The sequence below is a fragment of the Rahnella sp. CG8 genome (genome assembly GCF_023701875.1).
Taxonomy (GTDB): Bacteria; Pseudomonadota; Gammaproteobacteria; order Enterobacterales; family Enterobacteriaceae; genus Rahnella; species Rahnella aceris.
The window spans coordinates 304,745-327,067 of record NZ_JABAED010000002.1 but is presented as its reverse complement, the minus strand read 5'-3'; the positions used below and the strand labels follow the sequence as shown (position 1 = coordinate 327,067).

19 protein-coding genes are annotated in these 22,323 nt (G+C 52.3%); 6 read left to right on the top strand and 13 right to left on the bottom strand.

The features are described 5' to 3' along the window. Positions 1–23: 23 nt before the first annotated feature. The gene (locus HGO41_RS03385) at positions 24–1,223 is read left to right on the top strand and encodes a Bcr/CflA family multidrug efflux MFS transporter (protein WP_250980759.1); all 1,200 of its coding nucleotides are present in this window, start codon (positions 24–26) and stop codon (positions 1,221–1,223) included. 232 nt (positions 1,224–1,455) lie between these two features. Here HGO41_RS03385 and HGO41_RS03380 read toward each other — a convergent pair whose 3' ends face one another. Both HGO41_RS03380 and HGO41_RS03375 read right to left on the bottom strand, forming a co-directional pair. Next, entirely contained in the window at positions 1,456–2,808 is a 1,353-nt protein-coding gene (locus HGO41_RS03380; RefSeq protein ID WP_153374955.1) for an MFS transporter, read from the bottom strand. Positions 2,809–2,983: 175 nt separating this feature from the next. Then, positions 2,984–3,967: a LacI family DNA-binding transcriptional regulator gene (locus HGO41_RS03375; protein ID WP_013574640.1), complete on the bottom strand. Its 984-nt coding sequence runs from the start codon at positions 3,965–3,967 to the stop codon at positions 2,984–2,986. A 205-nt stretch (positions 3,968–4,172) separates the two neighbouring features. Between HGO41_RS03375 and idnO the strand changes: the two genes are divergently transcribed. Further along, positions 4,173–4,937 carry a gluconate 5-dehydrogenase gene (idnO, locus tag HGO41_RS03370; protein WP_217244214.1) on the top strand — a complete coding sequence of 255 codons (765 nt, stop codon included), beginning with the start codon at positions 4,173–4,175 and terminating at the stop codon, positions 4,935–4,937. Positions 4,938–4,945: 8 nt separating this feature from the next. Next, positions 4,946–5,689, top strand: coding sequence for an SDR family oxidoreductase (locus HGO41_RS03365; protein WP_217244213.1), 744 nt, complete (start codon positions 4,946–4,948; stop codon positions 5,687–5,689). A 61-nt stretch (positions 5,690–5,750) separates the two neighbouring features. On the opposite strand, the gene HGO41_RS03360 is transcribed toward HGO41_RS03365, so the two are convergent. From HGO41_RS03360 to HGO41_RS03350, 3 genes are read right to left on the bottom strand one after another with little or no spacing between them, the layout of a single operon-like run. Continuing rightward, complete coding sequence (locus HGO41_RS03360) at positions 5,751–7,154, bottom strand: c-type cytochrome (RefSeq protein WP_250980758.1); 1,404 nt, start codon at positions 7,152–7,154, stop codon at positions 5,751–5,753. Next, complete coding sequence (locus tag HGO41_RS03355) at positions 7,151–8,806, bottom strand: GMC family oxidoreductase (protein WP_112151188.1); 1,656 nt, start codon at positions 8,804–8,806, stop codon at positions 7,151–7,153. The genes HGO41_RS03360 and HGO41_RS03355 overlap by 4 nt, the downstream gene beginning before the upstream one ends. Then, positions 8,806–9,423, bottom strand: coding sequence for a sorbitol dehydrogenase family protein (locus tag HGO41_RS03350; RefSeq protein ID WP_217244211.1), 618 nt, complete (start codon positions 9,421–9,423; stop codon positions 8,806–8,808). Before HGO41_RS03350 ends, HGO41_RS03355 begins: the two co-directional genes overlap by 1 nt. Before the next feature lie 676 nt (positions 9,424–10,099). Here HGO41_RS03350 and HGO41_RS03345 point away from each other — a divergent pair. After that, positions 10,100–10,444: a YejG family protein gene (locus tag HGO41_RS03345; protein WP_015689537.1), complete on the top strand. Its 345-nt coding sequence runs from the start codon at positions 10,100–10,102 to the stop codon at positions 10,442–10,444. A 43-nt stretch (positions 10,445–10,487) separates the two neighbouring features. Here the strand turns inward: HGO41_RS03345 and yejF are convergent, their stop codons facing one another. The 8 genes from yejF to HGO41_RS03305 form a co-directional block, all read right to left on the bottom strand. Continuing rightward, positions 10,488–12,110: a microcin C ABC transporter ATP-binding protein YejF gene (gene yejF / locus HGO41_RS03340; RefSeq protein ID WP_013574647.1), complete on the bottom strand. Its 1,623-nt coding sequence runs from the start codon at positions 12,108–12,110 to the stop codon at positions 10,488–10,490. Between the two features lies 1 nt (position 12,111). Next, positions 12,112–13,155, bottom strand: coding sequence for an ABC transporter permease (locus HGO41_RS03335; protein ID WP_250980757.1), 1,044 nt, complete (start codon positions 13,153–13,155; stop codon positions 12,112–12,114). Then, complete coding sequence (yejB, locus tag HGO41_RS03330) at positions 13,155–14,249, bottom strand: microcin C ABC transporter permease YejB (RefSeq protein ID WP_112198100.1); 1,095 nt, start codon at positions 14,247–14,249, stop codon at positions 13,155–13,157. Before yejB ends, HGO41_RS03335 begins: the two co-directional genes overlap by 1 nt. A gap of 10 nt (positions 14,250–14,259) precedes the next feature. Further along, positions 14,260–16,065 (bottom strand): extracellular solute-binding protein, encoded by a 1,806-nt coding sequence (locus HGO41_RS03325; RefSeq protein ID WP_112198101.1) that lies wholly within the window; start codon positions 16,063–16,065, stop codon positions 14,260–14,262. 194 nt (positions 16,066–16,259) lie between these two features. Further along, positions 16,260–17,843: a cyclic di-3',5'-guanosine monophosphate phosphodiesterase PdeN gene (pdeN, locus tag HGO41_RS03320; protein WP_240785634.1), complete on the bottom strand. Its 1,584-nt coding sequence runs from the start codon at positions 17,841–17,843 to the stop codon at positions 16,260–16,262. A gap of 165 nt (positions 17,844–18,008) precedes the next feature. After that, positions 18,009–18,584, bottom strand: a complete 576-nt coding sequence (mepS, locus tag HGO41_RS03315) for a bifunctional murein DD-endopeptidase/murein LD-carboxypeptidase (RefSeq protein WP_013574652.1) — start codon at positions 18,582–18,584, stop codon at positions 18,009–18,011. A gap of 427 nt (positions 18,585–19,011) precedes the next feature. Continuing rightward, positions 19,012–19,725: a phosphatase PAP2 family protein gene (locus HGO41_RS03310; protein ID WP_013574653.1), complete on the bottom strand. Its 714-nt coding sequence runs from the start codon at positions 19,723–19,725 to the stop codon at positions 19,012–19,014. A 60-nt stretch (positions 19,726–19,785) separates the two neighbouring features. Continuing rightward, positions 19,786–20,760 (bottom strand): CobW family GTP-binding protein, encoded by a 975-nt coding sequence (locus HGO41_RS03305; RefSeq protein WP_153374963.1) that lies wholly within the window; start codon positions 20,758–20,760, stop codon positions 19,786–19,788. Between the two features lie 214 nt (positions 20,761–20,974). Here HGO41_RS03305 and HGO41_RS03300 point away from each other — a divergent pair, with 214 nt between their 5' ends. Both HGO41_RS03300 and HGO41_RS03295 read left to right on the top strand, forming a co-directional pair. Further along, entirely contained in the window at positions 20,975–21,286 is a 312-nt protein-coding gene (locus HGO41_RS03300; protein WP_013574655.1) for a YmdA family protein, read from the top strand. A gap of 249 nt (positions 21,287–21,535) precedes the next feature. Continuing rightward, the gene (locus tag HGO41_RS03295; protein WP_013574656.1) at positions 21,536–22,267 is read left to right on the top strand and encodes an FCD domain-containing protein; all 732 of its coding nucleotides are present in this window, start codon (positions 21,536–21,538) and stop codon (positions 22,265–22,267) included. Positions 22,268–22,323: the final 56 nt, after the last annotated feature.

The following is a 22,323-nucleotide window of genomic DNA, read 5'->3' as shown; positions in this document are numbered from 1 at the left end:
TTCGATAACTGGAGCAGCTGAAAGTGCAAGAAAAACCGGTCTCCCACGTCGGACTGATTTTCATCCTGGGATTGATATCGATGCTGATGCCTCTGGCCATCGATATGTATCTGCCAAGTATGCCCGTGATCGCACAGGAATATGGCGTTCCGGCGGGCAGCGTGCAAATGACGCTCAGCGCTTACGTGCTGGGTTTTGCAATAGGGCAGCTGTTTTACGGACCGATGGCGGACAGCCTCGGGCGTAAGCCGGTTATCTTCTGGGGCGTGATGATCTTTGCCGTCGCGGCCGGTGCCTGTGCGCTGGCGCAGTCGGTCGAGCAACTGGTCTGGATGCGTTTCCTGCACGGTCTGGCAGCCGCTGCCGCAAGTGTGGTCATCAATGCGCTGATGCGCGATATGTTCACCAAAGATGAATTCTCGCGAATGATGTCTTTTGTGGTGCTGGTGATGACGGTTGCGCCGCTGCTGGCACCGATGCTCGGTGGTTTGCTGATGGCCATATTCAGCTGGCACGCGATTTTCTGGGCAATGGCCATCGCCGCGCTGATTGCCGCGACGCTGGTGGGCGTCTATATCAAAGAGACACTGCCCAAGGAACGACGGCAGAAATTTCATCTGCGTACCAACGTCGGTAACTTTGCATCCCTGTTCCGTCACAAACGTGTGCTCAGTTATATGCTGGCGAGTGGTTTCTCATTTGCCGGGATGTTCTCTTTCCTCAGCGCCGGTCCGTTTGTTTACATCGAACTTAATGGCGTTTCGCCGCAGAACTTCGGCTTTTACTTTGCGCTGAACATCGTCGCACTGGTCATTCTGACACTCATCAACAGCCGTAACGTGCGCCGTACGGGCGCGGTGAAAATGTTCCGCTTCGGGTTGTTTGTGCAACTGACGATGGGGATGTGGCTGGTGATTGTGTGTACCTTCGGATTGCCATTCTGGGCGATGGTGATCGGTGTGGCGGGGTATGTCGGTGTGATTGCGATGGTGACGTCTAACGCCATGGCCGTCATTATGGATGACTTCCCGCACATGGCCGGTACAGCCGCTTCACTGGCTGGCACGATTCGTTTCGGAACCGGTGCGGCGATTGGTTCTGTGCTGTCACTGTTTACGGCGAAAAGCGCCTGGCCGATGGTCGGTTCAATGGCGTTCTGTGTCCTGGCCGCCACCTTGCTGTATCTCTACGCCAGCCGTCCGGCGAAAGCAGTATCTGCATAACTTCCTCCCCCTTCGCAGGGGGAGGAGCAAAGTCCGGTTGGCCTGCTGATTTTACAGATGTCGAAGCAGGAATTCGGTCTGCTCCCTCCCCTGCGAAGGGGAGGGTTGGGGTGGGGTATTAAGGTCAAAATCAGAAAGCTAACGTTTTCTTTAACAAGGGGTTAGCCTTTAAAACCCCCTCCCAACCTCCCCTTCGCAGGGGGAGGAGCTAAACCAGCACCGTTTTGGATCATTAAACCACTTCTGCTTTCACTCCCTGAACCCTGCGCGCGGCTTTGGCACGGGCGTATTCATCCGCCATGGCTTTGGCTTTCGCACCCGGCACCAGCGCCATGTCGCACTCTTTTGGCAGCAGGGTGGTGACCGCCGCAGCAATCAGCAATGAGGCTACCAGCGCATAAATCGCGGTGCTCTGGCCGTACAGACTGACCAGCACGCCGACCAGATACGGACCGCAGAAACCGCCCAGATTCCCCAGACCGTTGATCACACCCCGTGCGCTGCCTGCCACTTCCGGCGTGGTGACTTTACCCGGAATGGTCCAGAAGGCGCTGGTGGCGGCTTGCAGGAAGAAACCGGCACCGACCAGGAAACCGTAGGCCGCCATGATGTTATGGCCAAATGCGACAGAGGCCGCCAGACAAGCTGCGAAACCACACAGCGGCAGGGCGATAAACATACGACGCTTACCGGTTTTATCCGACAGCACCGACATCGCCAGGATCCCCAGCATGGTGCCGACGTAAGGGATAATCGCCAGCATACCCACCGAACTCATGTCACCGCCGGTCAGGTTTTTCAGGATGGTCGGCAGCCACAAGGTATAGCCGTAAATCCCGGTCTGATAGAAGAAGTTAATGATGATCAGTTTGACGATAGACTTGTTACGGAACACCTCTTTCAGCGGCGCATTGTTTACCGGCGCCAGGGCTTTCAGGGCTTCGCGTTCGCGGTTCAGTTCCGTCACCAGATAGTCGCGTTCACGCTCTGACAGCCATTTCGCTTCTTCCGGACGGTCGCTGATGGTGAACCACCAGAAAATCATCACCACGAAAGATAATGCCCCTTCGATGATGAACAACCAGCGCCAGTCGAGCGTATCAAGAATCAAACCGGACAACGGCGCGGTGATCATCCCGCCGAGCGGCGCGAACATCAGCACGTAAGCATTGGCGCGGCCACGTTCTTTATCAGGGAACCAGTTGCTGACCATCGTCAGCACCACCGGCAGCATCCCGCCTTCTGCCACACCCAGCGCAAAGCGCAGGAACAACAGCTGATACTGATTGGTGATAAAGCCGGTCAGGATGGAGATCACCGCCCAGGCAATCAATGAGCAGGCAATGAATTTCCGTCCGCTGCCGTGTACCGCCAGGCTGCCGCCCGGCACCTGCAGGAATAAATAGCCGATAAAGAAGATACCGGCGGCCAGACCGGCCATTGAAGCGGTAATCCCTAACTCCGCGTCCATCCCGCCGGGCATGGCGAAACTAATATTGACCCTGTCCATGAAGGAAATAATGCAAGCGATAAGGATTGGCGTTATTACTCGAAGCCAGCGAGCCTTAGGAATCTTATTATCCATATTCTTTCCTCTGTGTGCCTGTAACCGGTGATGGCTTAATAAAAGCATTTTGAGGAAAGTATTTCGTGACAGGAGTCACGTTGAATTATGTTAAGAAAAGGTGTTACCACTTACGTGATCCTGCACCGGAGTTGGCGTGCAGGACGAAGGGGGAGAAATGGACGGGAAAGGAGGATTAAATGGTGCCGCCGAGGGAAATACGGTAATGCAAATCCACCCTTTCGATCGTCGGCAGGTTCCTGATTTTTTTGAGCAATATCTCTGCCACCACTTTCCCCATCTCAAAGCGCGGGGTGATCACGCTGGCTAATAATGGTGTAGTGGCGAGGCCGATATCCAGCCCGTGGAAACCGGAAATTGCCATATCCTGCGGGACGCGGATCCCCTGTTTGATACATTCTTGTAACACGCCGACGGCAATATCGTCATTGGTACACAAAATAGCGTTGGTCTGCGGATATAACTGACGCGCCATGGCCAGCATGCCCGCACCGATAGATACCGACGACACTTTATTAGGCGTGATATGCACCGGCGTCAGCCCGCGTTCATCCATTGCGCGGCTGTAACCCTGATAACGCTTCTGGTCGCGGGCATCTGACATCGAACCGAAATACACCACATGTTCTTTGCCGCTGGCGAGCAACGTATTCGCCATATCGTAACCGGCCTGCTGGTTATCAAAACCGACGGCAATCCGCCCGTGCGGATCGTCGAGATCCATCACCTGCGCAACAGGAATTTCTGCGGCATTCAGATACTTATCGGCTTTCAGGGTATGCACGGAATCCGTGAGGATCAGCCCGGCAAGCTGATAACCGAGCAGATTAATGATGTGTTCTTCCTCGCGCTCTTTGCTGTAATCGTAATTGACGACCAGCGTCTGAAAGCCCTGCGCGGAAGTGACCGACTCAATGCCCGCCAGTAAGTCGGAGAAAATCTGGTTGTTAAATGACGGCACTAAAATGCCGATACGCGGCGCTTTTGCCGGTCCGCGGGCTTCTTCCAGCGGATATCCCACTTCTTCCATCACCTTCGTGATGCGTTCGCGGGTTTCAGGAGACACCTTTTCCGGCGTGCGCAGAAAACGGCTCACCGTCATCTTCGTGACATCCGCCAGTTGGGCGATGTCCTGTAGTGTCACGCGCTGGTTTCTCATGCGGAGTTTTCCTGATTGGGCCTGCAAATATACCTTGTTATTGAAACAGAAAGCGCCGGAGATTGTTATCAAAATGATGATGATCACACCCGGAGTAACAGGGTTTTTTAACATTCCGTCAGGTGATCTGCATCACAGTTTAGCGCGGGGTAAACCGGTGTAGTGAAGCTAACTTTTTAAATCAGCGTTCAATAAGGCCAACGTCATGACAAATCTCTTCTCACTGGACAATAAAAAGATTCTGATTACCGGCTCGACGCGCGGTCTGGGTTTCCTGCTGGCGAAAGGGCTGGCGCAGCATGGCGCGGAAATTATCGTTAACGGTACACAACAGGAATCCACGCAAAAAGCGGCCGAAGCCCTGCGTGCTGAAGGCTTTATCGCCCATGCCGTCTCATTTGATGTCACCAGCAGTCAGGCGGTGAATCAGGCGATTGATCATATCGAAAGCACCATCGGGCCGATTGATGTGCTGGTAAACAACGCCGGTATTCAGCGTCGTCATAAATTCACCGAGTTTCCGGAAAAAGACTGGGACGACGTGATTGCCGTAAACCAGAAATCTGTGTTCCTGGTATCGCAGGCGGTGGCGCGTTACATGATCCAACGCGAGCGCGGCAAAATCATTAATATCGGTTCGATGCAAAGCGAGCTGGGTCGCGACACCATCACGCCATACGCCGCTTCAAAGGGCGCGGTAAAAATGCTGACCCGTGGCATGTGCGTTGAACTGGCACGCTACAATATTCAGGTGAACGGCATCGCGCCGGGCTATTTCAAAACTGACATGACCCAGGCGCTGGTCGATAACAAAGAGTTCTCCGAATGGCTGTGTAAACGCACGCCGGCTGCACGCTGGGGCAATCCTGAAGAGCTGGTGGGCGGCGCAGTGTACTTATCTTCAAAGGCGTCAGATTTTGTGAATGGTCATCTTTTATTTATCGATGGCGGCATGTTAGCTGCGGTATAGGAGGCTCAATGAACAAAATCGCATTAATCACTGGCGGGGGCAGCGGTATCGGTCTGAGCGCTGCGAAAGCGCTGGAAGCGACTGGATTTACCGTGATTCTGGCCGGACGAAACAAAGAAAAGCTGGAGCGGGCCGTTGCGCTGTTTGCGCCGGGACAGGCGGTGGCGCGCCAGCTGGATGTGACCAGCCCGCAGTCAGTCGCCGCGCTGTTTCAGGATATTCACGAAACCTTCGGACGTCTGGATTTGCTGTTCAATAACGCCGGTAATAACGTGAAAGATGTGCCAATCGAAGAACTGCCGGTGGAGGACTGGCTGTCGGTGATCAATACCAATCTCACCGGCGCGTTTTTATGTACACAAGCGGCGGTAAAACTGATGAAACAGCAATCGCCACAGGGCGGCCGTATCATCAACAACGGGTCGATTTCGGCGCAGTCGCCGCGTCCGAATTCCGCGCCTTACACGGCCAGCAAACATGCCATCACCGGTCTGACCAAATCCACCGCGCTGGATGGCCGGGCGTTTAACATTGCCTGCGGACAGATAGATGTCGGCAACGCCGCGACGGACATGGGCAATAAAGCGCTGGCGGGCAGAATACAGGCGGACGGACATATCGCTGAGGAACCGGTGATCCCGGTGGAGCGCGTCGGTGAGGCGGTGGCGTTTATGGCCGGTTTACCGCTCGACACTAACGTGCTGACCATGACCGTAATGGCGAGCGCCATGCCGCTGGTCGGGCGCGGTTAGTTTTCAGATCCGCATATAAAAAACGGCCCAAACAGGGCCGTTTTGCATTTCAGTGTACGGATTACGCTGCTTTGGTTTTGCGTTTCCGGCCAAGCCAGAAAATCAGCACCAGCAGAACAATTACGCCAGCCACCATCGCCGGTGCCATGAACGGTTGCAGTTTTGCCAGCAATGTCACCGGACCGCCTGCCCGTAACACCGCGACATCCTGCGCGCTGACCTGCACACCGGCGTTGCCGTAGTTTTTCAGCACGTAGTTGGAGATGTCGGCAATTTGCTGGTCGTCTAACTGACCGACATAGGATCCCACGCCGAATTTCGGCATCAGCACGTGATGGTCGCCAACCTGACGATCCACGCCGTACAGAATGGCAGAAATCAGGTTAGAGGCATTGCCCATGCCAGTGGCCGTATTGTTAAACAGCGACGGATAAGCCTGATTTTCGCTGCCTGAGCCATCCGGCTGGTGGCAACTGGCGCAATAGCCGCTGAACAGTGCAGCACCGTTGTCGATAGTTTTATTGGCGTTAAACGGATGTGCGCCGCGTAAACCTTCTTCCACATTCACCGGTTTGCCAAAAGTATCCGCCGCCTGCGTATCACGCGGGTCGCGAACCGGCGTGCTGTTTTTCAGGTAGAAGGCAATCGCGTTCAGATCGCTGTCAGACATGTATTGCAGACTGTTCTGTACCGCTTCCGCCATGCCGCCTGCTGCCTGATTTTTCCCGGCGGTACGGCCGGTTTTCAGGTATTCCACCAGTTGCGCCTGCGACCAGTGGCCGATACCGCTGACCGGATCTGAACTGATATTTGGCGCATACCACGGGCCGACCATGCCGCCTGCCAGCGGTTTATCCGTCACCGATCCCATCATCAGGTTACGGGGGGTATGGCAGGTATCACAGTGACCGGCACCGTTCACCAGATAAGCGCCGCGATTCCATTGCTCACTTTTCGACGGATCCGGCTTAAACGGCGTGCTGTCAAGATACATCATGTTCCAGCCCGCCATCGCAATACGCATGTTGAACGGGAACGGCAGGGCAGTTTCAACATTCGGTTGTTCGACCGGCTTCACACCCTCTTTGAAATAGACATACAGCGCATGCATGTCGGCATCGCTCATATGACTGTAGGAAGTGTAAGGCATGGCCGGATACAGATTGGCGCCATCAGGGCGAACGCCTTCCCGCACCGCGCGGGTGAACTGTGCTTCGGTGTAATTACCGATACCGAACTGTTTCGACGGTGTGATGTTGGTGGTGTAAATCGTGCCCATCGGTGAATGGATTTCATAGCCACCGGCAAACGCTTTACCGCCTTCCGGGGCAGTATGGCAGGCCTGACAGTCGGCGGCTGTCGCCACTTCTTGCCCCTGACGGATCAGTTCAGCCTGATTGTCCGCAGCGAAGGCGAATCCGCTTAGCGATGCGCTCAGCAGGCAGGCGGTGAGAAGTTTCTTCATGCGGCACCTGCCAGTTTTTTCGCCATATCATCGGCGGCTTTCAGGCCGAGTGCGGCCATAGTCAGCGTACTGTTCACCACGCTGGAGGACGGGATCGCGCCGCCGCCCGGCAACCACAGGTTAGCGTGGTCGTGTGCGCGGCATTCGCCGTTGACTACGGAATCTTTCGGATCACTGCCCATGATGGTGCCGCCCATGATGTGGTTGTTGGCGTTCAGGCTGGTGGTGATATTGAATTCTTCAGCCATGAACAGGGAACCGATGTGCTCAAGCTGCTTGTGAGCCGCTTCCGCGCCTTTGCGCACGTAATCCCCGACATCGTAGTGAATATCCGGGCATGGCAAACCGTGTGGATCTTTACGGGTGGTGCTGAGTGTCAGGCGGTTATTTGGATCCGGCAGCGGTTCCAGGCTGATGGACAAATCCACGCCAAAGATGGAACGGCGGCGGATTTCTTCATCCAGCTCTTTGCCCACCAGCCCCATCTGCAACGCTTTAGAGGTCGCAGGGATCACGCGGCTGATGTTGTTGAGGATCATTTTGTTGGCAGAATAGTCTTTGCGGAAATCGCCATCGCGCGGGCCGACCAGACAACTGCTCTGCGCCGGACCACGACCGATCCACAGCGGCTCTTTGGCGATAAACGTGCAGTGGAAACCGGAGTGATCCATCATGTTACGACCAACATGATCAGACGAATTGGCGATACCGTTTGGATTTTTTTCGTTTGCGGCCATCAGCAACAGGCGTGGCGTCTCGATGCCGTTACAGGCCAGCGCGAACACTTTACCGGTCGCTTTATGCGATTTCTTCTGATTATCCAGCCAGTGAACGGCGGTCACATTGTTGTTTTCATCCGTGTCAATTTTGTAGACCACCGCTTCAGCCAGTACCACGGCACCTTTGTTCTCAGCGCGTTCGACGTGCGCAATTCCGTTATACATCGCACCAATCGGGCAGATTGGCTGGCAGTTGTTGTTGCCACAACAGGTCGGGCGGCCATTCCACGGACGGGTACTGCGACCCTGCGGAATTGGCACGGAACGGTAACCGTGCGGGTTAACGATTTCAGCAAAACGGGTGTCGCCGTAACCGTAAGGCACCTGTTCCATCGGATAGGGTTTGCTGCGCTCAGAAGGCGACTGCAACTCAGGGTCATTGGGACCGGCTACGCCGATTTCTTCTTCAGCACGGCAGTAATAAGGTTCGAGTTCATCATAGGAAATTGGCCAGTCGCGGCCCACGCCGTACAACGTTTTCATTTTGAAATCGTTGGGAACGTGACGCCAGCAGGATGCTGCCCAGTGCCAGGTGGTGCCGCCGACGGTGCGCAGATAACCTTGTTTGAAGCTGCTTGCGCTCGGCCCGGTCAGATGGACGTAGTTATTTTCCGGGAAGTACAGCGGTGCGGGGGCTTTTTCAGACTGCGGGTAAAGCCCCTGGAAGTCAGAGCCAGCGCGGTTTTCGAAAGGCATGTTGCGCCAGTTTTCAACGGCCTGCGCGCGCTCAATGCGCAAACCTGCTTCCAGCACCAGAACGGAATATCCCTGGCTGACCAGCTGATCGGCAATCATGCCGCCCACGATACCGGAACCGACAACAATCACATCAGCAGACGCATCGCCGTCTGCCGTAAATTCTGGTTTTTTCATCAGGCTTTGCTCACAACATGTGTTTCAGAAGGATTAGTAAAACGATCAGCATTCATGGATTCAGGCATCGCAGCGGCGGGAGGTGCGGCGGTGAAGTACAGCGGACCGTTTCCGCAGTAAGTGGGCACAATCAGGCCGTCACTGACCGGGCGATACATCAGCGCATCTTTGTATGCAATTAAAATGGAATCGGTTCCATGTCCAACCGTGCCAGTATACCAGGCGGTGACGATGCGGGTCACCAGTTCACCCAAACCGTTTTGCTTTGCCACTTCCTGCAAATCCTTCGCTGCCTGACCGGGTTTCACCAGCGCGTGTAGTTTGCTGACCTGCGCAGGGAAGTCGGGTTGTGAGCGATAGAATGCGTTGAAAATCTGTGCGGAAGAGCCTTCGCTGATATTTTTATGTTCAGTGATAGCCTGCGATACCAGGTAGAACTGGCCGAAGATAACCGGATCCTGCGTGGCGGTTTCTTTCTCCGCCTGGCTCAGGAACGGGAAGCCGAGCAGGGTAGTTGCCACCATCGCAGACGTCAGGCCTTTGAGGAGTGCACGACGACTGAAACCGGTTCCATTTTCGGGTGTGTTGCTTCCAATGATTGAAGGATCGTTTTCCATCTCTTTCTCTCTGGGAATGGGTTTTTGCCAAAAGGCAGGGAGTTCGCTGTCTGATTCTTATTATAATTTGCGTAATACGAGATTTATCAGCGGGTTAGTTTTGCCGATGTCTGTCCCGATAGGGTATACCACTTATAACGATGCGGATGATAAGCCAGAGAAGAGGGATTTGTGCAAACAAATTGTGCGGATTTATTAACATTAGATCCAGATTTTAACGTATGATGCGCGACGATAAAAAATGTAACCAACAGGTTCATTTCAAAATGAAATTAACCGATACCGCATCATTCTTAACTCCTCTGACTTAACTATCCTGTTGATAATAATCATTTTAGTGCGGAATTAGTCATGTTTACGTAGTTTGATTTGTATATTAAATGTAAAAAAATAAGGATCGAAAGGTAGCGACAATTGATTAAAGTGGTTGTTAATAAAGGCGTAAAAGGTTACAAATAAGCCAAAATGAGATCTGCCTCTCAATATGGTCGGGAGCAGACATAAAATTAGCAACAGTCTGTCAATTTGTATCCTATTACGTTAATTCAATGTTAATAATTTTAACGAAGAGTAGGCAAAGAGCAGCCTGTCGGCTATAACTTAAGCAGTGTGGTTGTAGCTATTTTGTAAAAACAGCGTGTAAATAATTTGCATGTATCATTGTCTGGGGAACGACGTGAATAATATCCAACTTTCGGTAGTACATCGTTTGCCGCAAAGTTATCGCTGGTTGTCAGGTTTTGCGGGTATCAAAGTTGAACCGATTCCGCTGCCTGGTAATGATGAAGATAACAACCTGATCGGCCTGAAACTGCTCAGCCATGAGGGCGAATTCGCCTGGCAGGTGATGCATCAGCTCACTGATGCATTAGAAGATATTCAGGTAAAAGCGGCGATTGTCGAAATCGACGGTGAGCCGTGTTTATTCGTTCATCGTGAAGATGAAAGTGCCACGCTCTGTTGCCTGAAAAATATCGGTGCAGCGATCGCGGAATCTGTAACTGCACTTTATCCTTTCTGACACGCCGCAATCCCGGTGCATTCCGGCGTGTTTTGCCTGCGTCTCAGCGCTGGTGGGTGTCGAAAGCCTCTGACGCGGCCAGTAATTCGCGGGTATAAGCCTGCTGCGGTGCAGTAAAAATCTGCTCACACTCTCCCTGTTCGACCACTTCTCCGTTTCGCAACACCATCAGCTGATGGCACAAAGCCCGCACCACGTGTAAATCATGACTGATAAACAGATATGTCAGGCCGTGACGTTGCTGTAACTCACTTAAAATGGTCAGAATCTGCGCCTGAACCGATTTATCCAGCGACGACGTAGGTTCATCCAGGATCAGCATTTCCGGTTGTAAAATTAACGCACGGGCGATCGCGATACGCTGGCGCTGGCCGCCAGAAAACTCCGTCGGGTAGCGGTGGCGGGATTGCGGATCCAACCCCACTTCCTGCATTGCGCGGATCACTGCTTTATCGCGCGCCTGTTCACTGACGTTGCGATGCACCAGCAGACCTTCAGCGATGATTTGCCCGACGGTAAAGCGCGGATTTAACGCAGAGAAAGGATCCTGAAACACCACCTGAATCCGGCTGCGGAACGGCAGCATTTTCTTACGCGAGAAAGCATGCAGTGGCTGGCCGTCAAACCAGATTTCCCCTTGAGATTTGAGCAAACGCAGCAATGCCAGCCCGGTGGTGCTTTTGCCTGAACCAGACTCGCCCACCACACCGAGACTTTCTCCCCGGCGAAGCTGGAAACTGACCTGATTCACCGCGTGTTTGATGCCGACCGTGCGACGCAGCAGGCCGCGTTTGACGGGAAAACCGACATCCAGATTTTTCACATCCAGCAGAACAGGTGGTTTGCCGGTCAGCGGTTGCGGGCGACCCTGTGGTTCGGCTTGTAACAGCTGGCAGGTATAAGGGTGCTGAGGCTGGCTGAAAAGGGCGGTACGTGATTGCTGCTCCACGACGCGCCCGTGTTGCATGACTGCTACGGTGTCTGCCAGACGGCGCACTATGCGCAGGTTATGGGTGATAAACAGCATCGCCATCCCCATTTCCTGCTTGAGCTCGTCGAGCAGCGATAAAATCTGCGCCTGCACGGAGACGTCCAGCGCGGTGGTTGGTTCATCGGCAATCAGCAGCTTTGGCCTGGTTAGCACCGCCATGGCAATCATCACGCGCTGGCGTTCACCGCCGGAAAGCTGGTGTGGAAAATCCCGCAGGCGTGAGGCGGCCTGACGAATACCCACGCGATCCAGACAGCGAAGAATTTCAGTGCGTGCTGCATCACCGTGAAGATTACGGTGCAGCGTCAGCACTTCAGTCAGCTGTTTTTCGATGGTATGCAGCGGATTTAGCGACACCATCGGTTCCTGAAATATCATCGAAATCTGGTTGCCACGGATCTGGCGCAATGTGCTGGCATCTGCGTTCAGTAAGGATTGGCCAGCAAACAGAATGTCGCCTTGCGGATAGACCACGGAAGAGGGCAGCAGACGCAACACTGACAGCGCAGTGACGCTTTTGCCGGAGCCGGATTCACCCACCAGCGCCAGGGTTTCACCGGCACGGATATCGAGCGATACATTGCTGACCACTTCACGTTGCTGTTTTCCCTGACGGAATGCGACGCTGAGATTTTTGATTTGCAGTAACGGGGCGGATAACGCAGCGTCTGTCATTTCAGAGCACCTCATTATGGTGTACGGACGGATTGAAGGCATCGCGAACGGCTTCACCAATGAAAATCAATAATGACAGCAGCGCGGCCAGCACCACGAAAGCGCTGATCCCCAGCCACGGCGCCTGCAAATTATTCTTCCCTTCCATCAGCAGTGTACCCAGCGATGGCGAGCCCAGCGGCAGGCCGAAACCGAGAAAATCCAGTGACGTCAGTGTGGTGATCGAGCCGCATAGAATAAACGGCAGATAGGTCAGCGTGGCGACCATCGCATTAGGCAGCATATGACGCCACATGATAGCGCGGTCGCTGACGCCCATCGCCTGCGCGGCGCGGATATAATCAAAGTTACGGGTACGCAGGAATTCGGCGCGCACCACGCTGACCAGCATCATCCAGCCGGAAAGTACGGTGATCAACAGCAGCCACCAGAAGTTGGGTTGCACCACGCTGGCCAGAATAATAATCAGGAACAGCGTGGGAATGCTCGACCACACTTCGATAAAGCGCTGCCCGAGCAAATCGATTAATCCGCCGTAATAGCCCTGCGTGGCACCGACAATCATGCCAATCACGGAGGTCATCGCCGTCAGCAGAACGCCGAAGAACAGCGAAATCCGCAACCCGTAAAGGATTTGCGCCAGCACATCATGCCCGTTACTGTCGGTGCCCAGCCAGTTTTGGGTGGACGGGGGAGAAGGGAAGGGGCGTGTGGTGGAAAAATTAATGGAGCTGTAACTGTTACGAATGGGCGCCCACAGCGCCCAGCCGTGATCTTCAATCTGGCGCAGGACAAACGGATCCTGATAATCGGCCGGCGTTTCCAGCTCTCCGCCAAACGTCGTTTCGCTGTAATTGACCAGAAACGGCACATAGAGATGTCCCTGATAACGTGCCAGCAGCGGTTTGTCGTTGGCGAGGACGTTGGATAACAGCACCAGGATCAGCATCACCATGAAAATCCACAGCGACCAGTAACCACGGCGGTTCTGGCAAAAACGCGCCCAGCGCGCCTGACTGACGGAGTTCAGTTTAAAAAGGCTCATTACTGGCGGCCCTCAAAATCGATACGCGGATCAACCAGCGTGTAAGTGATGTCGCTGACGATATTGAGCAGCAATCCAATCAGCGTGAAAACATACAGCGTGCCGAAAATCACCGGGAAATCGCGCTGTACGATAGCGTCGTAGCCCAGCAATCCCAGCCCCTGTAAGGAGAACATCACTTCAATCAGTAATGAACCGGTGAAAAACATGCTGATAAAAGTCGCCGGGAAACCGGCGATCACCAGCAGCATCGCGTTGCGAAAAACGTGCCGGTACAAAATTTGTTTTTCGTTCAGCCCTTTCGCGCGCGCAGTCATCACATATTGTTTACCGACTTCATCCATAAACGAGTTTTTGGTCAGCATCGTGAGGGTCGCAAACCCGCCAATCACCGTCGCCAGCACCGGCAACGTTATATGCCAGAGGTAATCGGTTACTTTGCCGTACCACGGCAGGGTATCGAAATTCGGCGACGTCAGGCCGCGCAGCGGGAACCAGTCGAGATAACTGCCGCCTGTGAATAGCACAATCAATAAGATGGCAAACAGGAAAGAGGGAACGGCATAACCGACAATAATGACGGAGCTGCTCCAGGTATCGAATTTCGTGCCGTTACGCACCGCTTTGCGGATCCCGAGCGGGATCGACACCAGGTAGATAATCAGCGTGCTCCACAGGCCGATGGTAACGGAAACCGGCAGCGCGCTTTTCACCAGTCCCATAACGGATGAGCCGCGGAACAGACTGTCGCCAAAATTAAAGCGAACATAGTTGGATAACATCTCGAAATAACGCACATGCAGCGGTTTATCGAAGCCGAAGCGGTGGGTGATTTCGGCAATGACTTCCGGATCCAGGCCCCGTGCGCCGCGATACTGACCTTCACCAAACTGCGCTAAACCCGGCGACGCTTTGCCATTTCCGCTGCCCGCGCTGGCACCCGGTAAACCGCCTGACTGCCCCATTTCAATAGCGGCAATCGCCTGATCAACCGGACCGCCGGGAGCAATCTGCACAATAAAAAAGTTAATGGTGATGATCGCCCACAACGTGGGGATCACCAGAAGCAGTCGTCTTAAAAGATAGGCGGCCACAGTATGCTCCTCAGCGGCGTTGCGCAGGTAAACGGGCTGCGCGGTTAACGTCGTACCACCATGTGTCGAGTTCCATTCCGTTGGATGGGGTGACGGCTGGCATCGAGAATTTATCCCAGTAAGCGTAGCGCTCGTGATGGGTATACCACATTGGGATCATCAGCATATTCCACGTCAGCACACGGTCGAGCGCATGGCCCAGCGACAACAGGGCATCAGGTTTGCCCTGATTGGCGGCGATTTCGTCGGTCAGCTTGTCAATGGCCGGATCGCTGACACCTGATTTGTTATAGGTGGAATCGAGATATTTACTGTTCCAGTAAATCTGCAAATCGCTGCTCGGATACGACGTGGCGGGATAAACCGTCGGCAGCATATCGTAATCACGCTGGCGCATACGGCGCACGAACTGCGAATTATCCACTTCACGGATCGACATCTTAATGCCCAGTCGCTGTAAATTATGCTGGAACGGCAAGACGTACTGTGAATTCCCGCCGCCAGGTAACAGCAGCTCGAAGGTAAACGGCTTACCGGTTTTGCCATTCACCAGCACCTGATTTTTCACTTCCCAGCCCGCTTCTTTCAGTAATGCGGTGGCTTTCAGCAGATTTGCGCGGTCATTACCGGTGCCGTCAGAGCCGGGTGGCTGATACAGCGCGCTAAAGACTTCAGGCGGCACTTGGCCTTTCAGCGGCCCCAGCCACGCCAGTTCTGCGGAGTTCGGATAATCTTTTGCCGCGTAGTCGGTATTCTGGAAGTAACTGTTCACCCGCTGATACGCCCCGAAATACAGCGCCTTGTTCATCCAGTCAAAATCAAAAGCCAAAGTGATGGCTTCGCGCACCTTGCGGTCGGCGAATTGCGGGCGATGGATATTGAATGCCAGCCAGCGGGTATCCTGCGCTGCCTGATTTTCCACATCAGCTTTAACGATAAAGTTTTTGCTGAAATTACCGCCCTGATATTGCGTCGCCCAATTTTTCGGCGAGGTTTCCATGCGGAAATCAAACGCGCCGGACTTAAACGCCTCCAGCGCCACATTGTCGTCGAGGTAATAGTCGTAGCGGATGGTGTCAAAATTATAGCGGCCCCGGTTGACGGGCAAATTGGCCGCCCAGTAATCCGGCACGCGGGAATAGGTGATGTACTGACCGAGTTTGTAATCGCTGATGCGGTAAGGCCCGCTGCCCGGCGGCGGTGTACTCAGCGGTTCATTGAATTTATGCTTTTCCCAGAATGTCTGCGGCAAAATCGGCAAACCGAGCAGGCCGAGCATCATGTCTTTATCCGCTTTCGGCAACACCATGCGTACTGTCAGGCGCGAAATGGCTTTTACTTCCACACCTTTATACACCACGCGAAATTGCGGTACGCCTTCGGTCATGAATTTTCGGAAGCTGAAGGCCACATCACTGGCGGTAATCGGGGTATTGTCGTTGAAACGGGCGCGCGGATTGATATCCACTTCGACCCAACGGTACTGGCTGTCATAACGGGCAGAATCGGCGATCAGCGGATAATAACTGCCAATCTCATCGCTGGAGGTGGTAAACAGGCTGTCGTAAAGCGAGCCGCTGCGCGCAGCCGGATTACCGCGAGACGCGAAGCGGTTGAAGTTGTCGTAAGTACCAATGGCCGCCAGTGTGATCTGACCGCCTTTCGGGGCGGCAGGATTGACGTAGTCAAAACTGGTGAAGTTTGAGACATACTTGGGCTCGCCTAATATGGCGAACGCGTAACTGTCCTGTATGACTTCAGCTTGTGCGCTGAGACTCAGCAGGCACAGCACACCGGCAAAAACGCGAGAAAACATCCTGAATCTGCACTCCTGTGATGACGACAGCATAATGCGGCATTACCGCGGGCTATTTCGATATTAATCAATTGAAAGCAAAGATTTTGTCACGCACGACTCTTCGGTTTCGTCCCTGATTTTGGCCTTTTTATCACAACCGGATGCAGACGCCTAAAAGAAAAATGGAACAAAAGATGCGGGACTGATGCAGGTCAAATCTGCCAGGTGGCTTCTTTCTCATTGAAATCACGTATAAAGTCCAGCAGCTCAGGAACACCGAGCGATTTGCTGTACAGATATCCCTGTAAATAGGTCACGCCGTGATTGCGCAGATACTCCGCCTGCATCTGGGTTTCGACGCCTTCGGCTACGGTTTTGATCTTCAGTTCTTCCGTGAGTTTAAGGACGGTATCCAGCACCGGGGCGATCAGGGTGTTCTGATCAATCGACATGACAAAGCCGCGGTCAATTTTCAGATAATCCAGCGTGAACTTCTCAAGATAGATCAGCGCGCTATGGCCGGTGCCAAAATCGTCAATGGCTATTTCAATCTTATGGCGGCGCAGCCAGTTAAATTCCCGTAATGCGCCTTGTGTATCAATCATTCCACGTTCTGTAATTTCGAATACCACCTGGAAAGCATTCTCAGGTAACGCTTCAATAAAATTCATCACATCGTCATGAAAGCTGATTTTGTTCATGTGGTGAGGAGAAATGTTGATACTGAGTTTGCCCGGACCGGGAAAAGCGTGCTGCAAGGTATGGGCGTCCGCCGCCACCAGAGCCATCATATGTTGAGTCAGGTCGACGATAAGCCCCTGATTTTCAGCATAGCTGATAAAAACATCGGGCGGAATGGGCCCCTCAATGGGGTGCTGCCAGCGCAGCAGGGCTTCAACGCCAGTTACCTTCAGGCTTTTTGAGTCGATAACCGGCTGATATTCAACAAAGAATTCTTTATTTTTCAGCCCGCGCAGAACCTCACGCTCAACGTTATGGCGGTTCAGCAGGCTGTGGTAAATCAGCGCGCAAACCAGCATGCTAAGCAGCAGGCCGCCTGAGAACGTAAAGAGTATGTTATCGCGGGTCAGGGAAGGAGAGTAGAGACGAATGCTGAAAGGATAATTATCTATTTTGACTTGAGTAAAATGGCTGCGGGGCAAATCACTGACCTTGATCAGACCAGCCTGAGAAGAAATCAGTGCGCTCTCTCCCACCAGCAGTGCAAAACCCCGGTAGCCGGAACCTGGCTGCGCAAAAAGCATATACGGCGACAACGTCAGTTCCAGCGTTGCTATCACGCCATCGTCCGTTGCTCCGGGGTTACGCTGCCATATAAGGATCACCGCGCGGTTCGGAACGGCTGGGGTGCCCATCTGCAGGCCGATACTCATGTTGTTATCAAATTCGAGGTCATGCAGGGTACTGTTTACAGGAATGTGCTGATTACCGGAAGCCGAGGAACAAAAAACGATGCCATTACGCACCAGCTGAAAATCACGAACACCAATGCTGAATGCGACGTCACGGTTTAATTCCCCGGCAATGGAATGGCAGGGTTCTGTCGTGAGCAGTCCGATTCTGTGCATCGTGTCGGTTAACTGGCGCAGATAATCAGCAGTAAATTGTGCCGTTCGTTGCGCGATTTCATTTTGTTCGCGGAGATTGTTGGTTTTAATAACGGTGAGGGTAACTGCGATAAATAAAATGAAAAACAGGGCTGAAAAAAGCAGGCTTCTCTTTAAATACAGATGTTTGGGCAATACGGTGTGTGTTAACGCCGTTTTTAAACCCATATGTTTTGCCCTTTTCGCGCAGAGGAAATAAAAGAATAACGTCGTCAAAAAATCAACAGACACTTCATACACTTTATTACAGGCATAAAAAAACGCCATCCAAAGATGACGTTTTTTTATTCGCTTGGCATAGGACAACAAGAACTAAATCATAAGGTAACGGGATCAGCCGTTAGCTAAAACTCGTCTTGCTTCACGATAACGTGCATTCCAGTAGGACTCTTTCAGATTTGAAATCATCACACCGTTGCTGGTGGATGCATGTACAAACTGATCGTTACCTAAATAAATGCCGACGTGACGGCCTGTTGAACCCGCACGGAACAGAACCAGATCACCCGGACGCAGTTTCGTGCGCTGGATTTTCTTGCCTTTCTCTTCCTGTTCATAGGTTGAACGAGGTAAATCCATACCAAATTGTTCGCGGAATGTTACCTGAACGAACGCTGAGCAATCGATACCACGCTTGCTGTCACCGCCCAACCGATAACGAACGCCTTTCCAGCCAGCGTACTGATCCATAATTTTGGATTTAACGTTGACGTTGCGAACCATTGCTTCGAATTCATCCTGAGAGGCTTGCAGTAGAAGGCCATCATTGCCATTTACTGCACGCATATCAGTTTGCGCGTTTTCTGTGTTCGAAGAATGTGTACCACTACATGCAGAAAGAATAATTGCTGCACCAATCGCGGGAATTATCCGCGTGATATATCTCAGAAACGGTTGAGACTTGACCATTATTGTTGTTATCCCTTGCTGTCCTTAACGATGAAATCGTTATTAAAATTGCCAAACGAAGCGAGATTACCTGCCATATATCTGTGGGACAAATACCAGGGGGAGGAAATGTGCGTCGGAGCACGTTTTTTTCCTGAACCGGGGTGTTTTTAACACAATTCTATACAGGCGAATTGGAGATTACCGTAATGAACAGGTGATTGCGAGAGGTATTATGAGATTTTTTATAAGAAATTGTGATGTAAGGTGATGTAAGTAAACATGTTAAAAATGCTGTGTGATCTTTACGCGAATTTGGGTTAAAACCGCATCAATAGCGCGTTCAGGGGACATAATACAGCGCAGAGGCGTTGAGAAACATCCTTTAAAAAGGCCCGGCAAATCATAAAGATCTGCCGGGCCATAAATATTATGTATGCATCCAAAATTATGCGTGTGTCTTAGGATTTTTTTTACCGGGTAATTTTTGATCAAGCCAGTTAATCAGCGTATCGCTGGCTGGTGTCATCAGCCACCAGCTGGCACCGACCAGCACGACGGACATTGAGCCGACCGCGATATCAGTAAACCAGTGTGCACCAATCATCACGCGTGGGAGTGAGAAGATGAGGGTGATGATCAAGGCGACAGCGAATGCTGACTTACTCAGGTAGCGCAGCATAAAGCATGAAAAAATAATTAGCATCATGCCATGGTCGCCGGGGAAGCTGTCGCTGGAAGCATCTTTGGTGGGAATGCCGGTCAGTTCGCTCACGCGGTTTACGCCCGGGAAGCTGAGTGACGGGCTTTTATGGCTGACAGGCAATAAATGTCCGAGCTGGTTGAGCACAACGGCAGTCAGCAACATCACGACACCAATAATGATGTACCGGCGACGCCCGTCGCTATCCTGCTTCAGGAAATAGCTCAGATACAGGATTCCCATCGCCAGCAATGAAATCAGATCAAAGGCACGATTATTGGTCACGGCGACCAGGTGCAGGAACCACGCATCAGTGGCCAGATGTTGATTAAAAAAGAAGAAAATCGATTTATCAATCGGGAACCAGAAACCATGGTTTGCTGGCAAATAGAAAGATAAAAATAAGGCAACACCCAATACATTGAGTATCAGGATTGCGGGAATATTGCGGCGCCACATAAAGGAAGACCTATTCTTAGCAAAGTAAGGAATAACTTAGTTAGCGTTAACTTAATCTGATCAACTTAAACGAATCTTCAACAAGGAGGATTGTATTGCATTCCACTGCACTTCATTTTGCGTAATAAGCTCAATTCTGCTGTCTAACGGCGCCACCGCTTTTGTTTCAATGTGTAAGTCATTGCCCTGACGGTTAATCAGTAATGTGCCTTCTTTAATGCGTATAACCCCTTTGACGCGATCAACCTGCACCGCGCGCGCCCAGTCGAGAATGCCTGCGGTCTCAAACTGCGTTTCGCCATCAAATATCCACCCGCAACTGGTATAACCGTCTGCCTGATTCAGTGCGCGACGCCAGCGCTGTTTTCCCGGCAGGCTCAGTGCAGCCAGTCCTTGTTTAGCGGCGTGAGCGTGATGATGTTTACCTTGCGGTAACTCAACCAGATTCTGGCGCGGAAAATCAAGTAATGTCAGGTCGATCTCACCTTGCGAAGCCGTCACCAGAAGTCGCTCGTGACCATTCTGCTGATACCATTCGTCCAGCTTCTGCGTGTCCTGCGCCTGCGTCACATCAGACTTATTTGCCACGATAATGTCTGCTGCGGCTAACTGATCGCGAAAGTTTTCATTATCAGTCACCCGCTGATCGCTTAACTGACGCGGATCCAGCAGGCAAAGCGTGGCATTGAGTGTCAGCCAGTTGCTGTAAACGTCAGACGTCAGTAAAGAAAGAATCTGTTTCGGATGCCCCAGCCCGGTGGGTTCTATCAGCAAGCGGTCAGGTTTAGCCTGCTGCAATAACATATTCAGACCGACCTGCATTGGCAATCCGTTCACACAGCACATGCAACCACCGGGGATTTCCTTCAAAACCGCCCCACTGTCAGCCAGTAATGCACCATCAATGCCGACTTCGCCGAATTCATTCACCAGCACGGCCCACTTTTCACCTTCAGGCTTCTGAGCCAGAAGGTGGCGCAGCGTGGTGGTTTTTCCGCTTCCCAGAAAGCCGGTGATCAGGTTGGTTTTGGTCATGGTTGCACATCCTTTTTGAAAAATTCCCCGCCAATGTGCAGCGACTCCTTAAGAAAATCCAGCGTTGCGCCGATGTAAGACATGGATTGCTTATTTTTGCCGGCAGGCAAGCAAGATTTATTTTGCCTCCAGACGTGTAAATTCAATTAGATGTATTAATGTTAAATTGTGGTTACGGGAACTTTAAAATTAATAGTTATGATGAGGTGTCACCATGAACAGAATTACCTGTGTACTGTTTTTGGGAGTCATGGCCTCAGGGACGATTCAGTTTGCCAGTGCCGCTGCAACAGGCGGAATTATTCATATTACCGGGTCAATTGTTGACGGAGGATGTCACGTCAGTGCCGCACGTAATGCGGTGATCAGCGACTGTGATCGTGGCGGAAAACAGGTGAGGCAAGTTCATACGCTGAATGCGCAAAATCCTTCTTCTTTCGCCTTGCCTTTGTCTCTCGGGCAGGTCACCACGCGGCATATTAATAATGATCCTCGCCTTGCGGTGATGACGGTGAGTTATAACTAAGCAGCCGTAAATAGTTAGTATCGTTAATATGTTTCGCTCCGGTCATTGAGCGCGGTAATGCAATGTATCGTTATGTGGCCGGACAACTTTATGAACTGGCTGGCCCAATCTTGATCGGGCCGTCAGTTTTCTATTCCTGTCCTTTCCCTTTTTGCTGACATGTTATAATTTTCTCTCTTATTTCAGGCATCAGAACGATTAATCAGATGTCAGACCAATTGAGCTTGTGTCAGTGAAAGGGGCAAAAACATGCGACTTTATCAGGAGATAGGCGGTCATTTACGTCGCGATATCCATGCCGGAAAATATGCCCCTGGCGATCGCCTCCCTCCGGAGCGTGACATTGCGGAATCTTATTCCGTCAGCCGAAGTGTAGTGCGTGAAGCGCTGATCATGCTGGAGCTGGAAAAAGTGGTCGAAGTGCGTAAAGGTTCCGGCGTCTATGTATTGCATCAACCGGAAGATAGCCAGCCGGAAAGCGCTGACAGCGGATATGGCCCGTTCGAGTTATTACAGGCGCGGCAATTGCTGGAAAGCGAAGTCGCGGCTTTTGCGGCGATGCAGGCCACTAAGACGGATATTCTGCAAATGCGCGATGCCATTGATGCACAGCGAGAATGCATTGCACGTGGCGTCTCCGATGATGCTGAAGATCAGCGGTTTCATGCCTTGCTGGCGCAGGCTTCCCAGAACAGTGTGCTGGTTAAACTGGTGGATGATCTGTGGCTGATCCGCCAGCGCAGCTCAATGTGGCAGGGGATCCATCAGCATGTCGGCGATAAAAACTACAGTCAGATTTGGTTGCAGGACCATCAGACAATCTTGCAGGCAGTACTTCGCAGGGATCCGAAAGCCGCCAAGCAGGCGATGTGGCAGCATCTGGAAAATGTCAAAGATATGCTGTTACAGGTTTCGGATGCTGATGATCCGTCTTTTGACGGATTCCTTTTTTCCTCAGTCCCCTCAGAACTGAACGACTGATACCGCCGCACAAATAAGAACGGCTGCCGCAGCAGCCGTTCTTAGCTTCAGTTGCC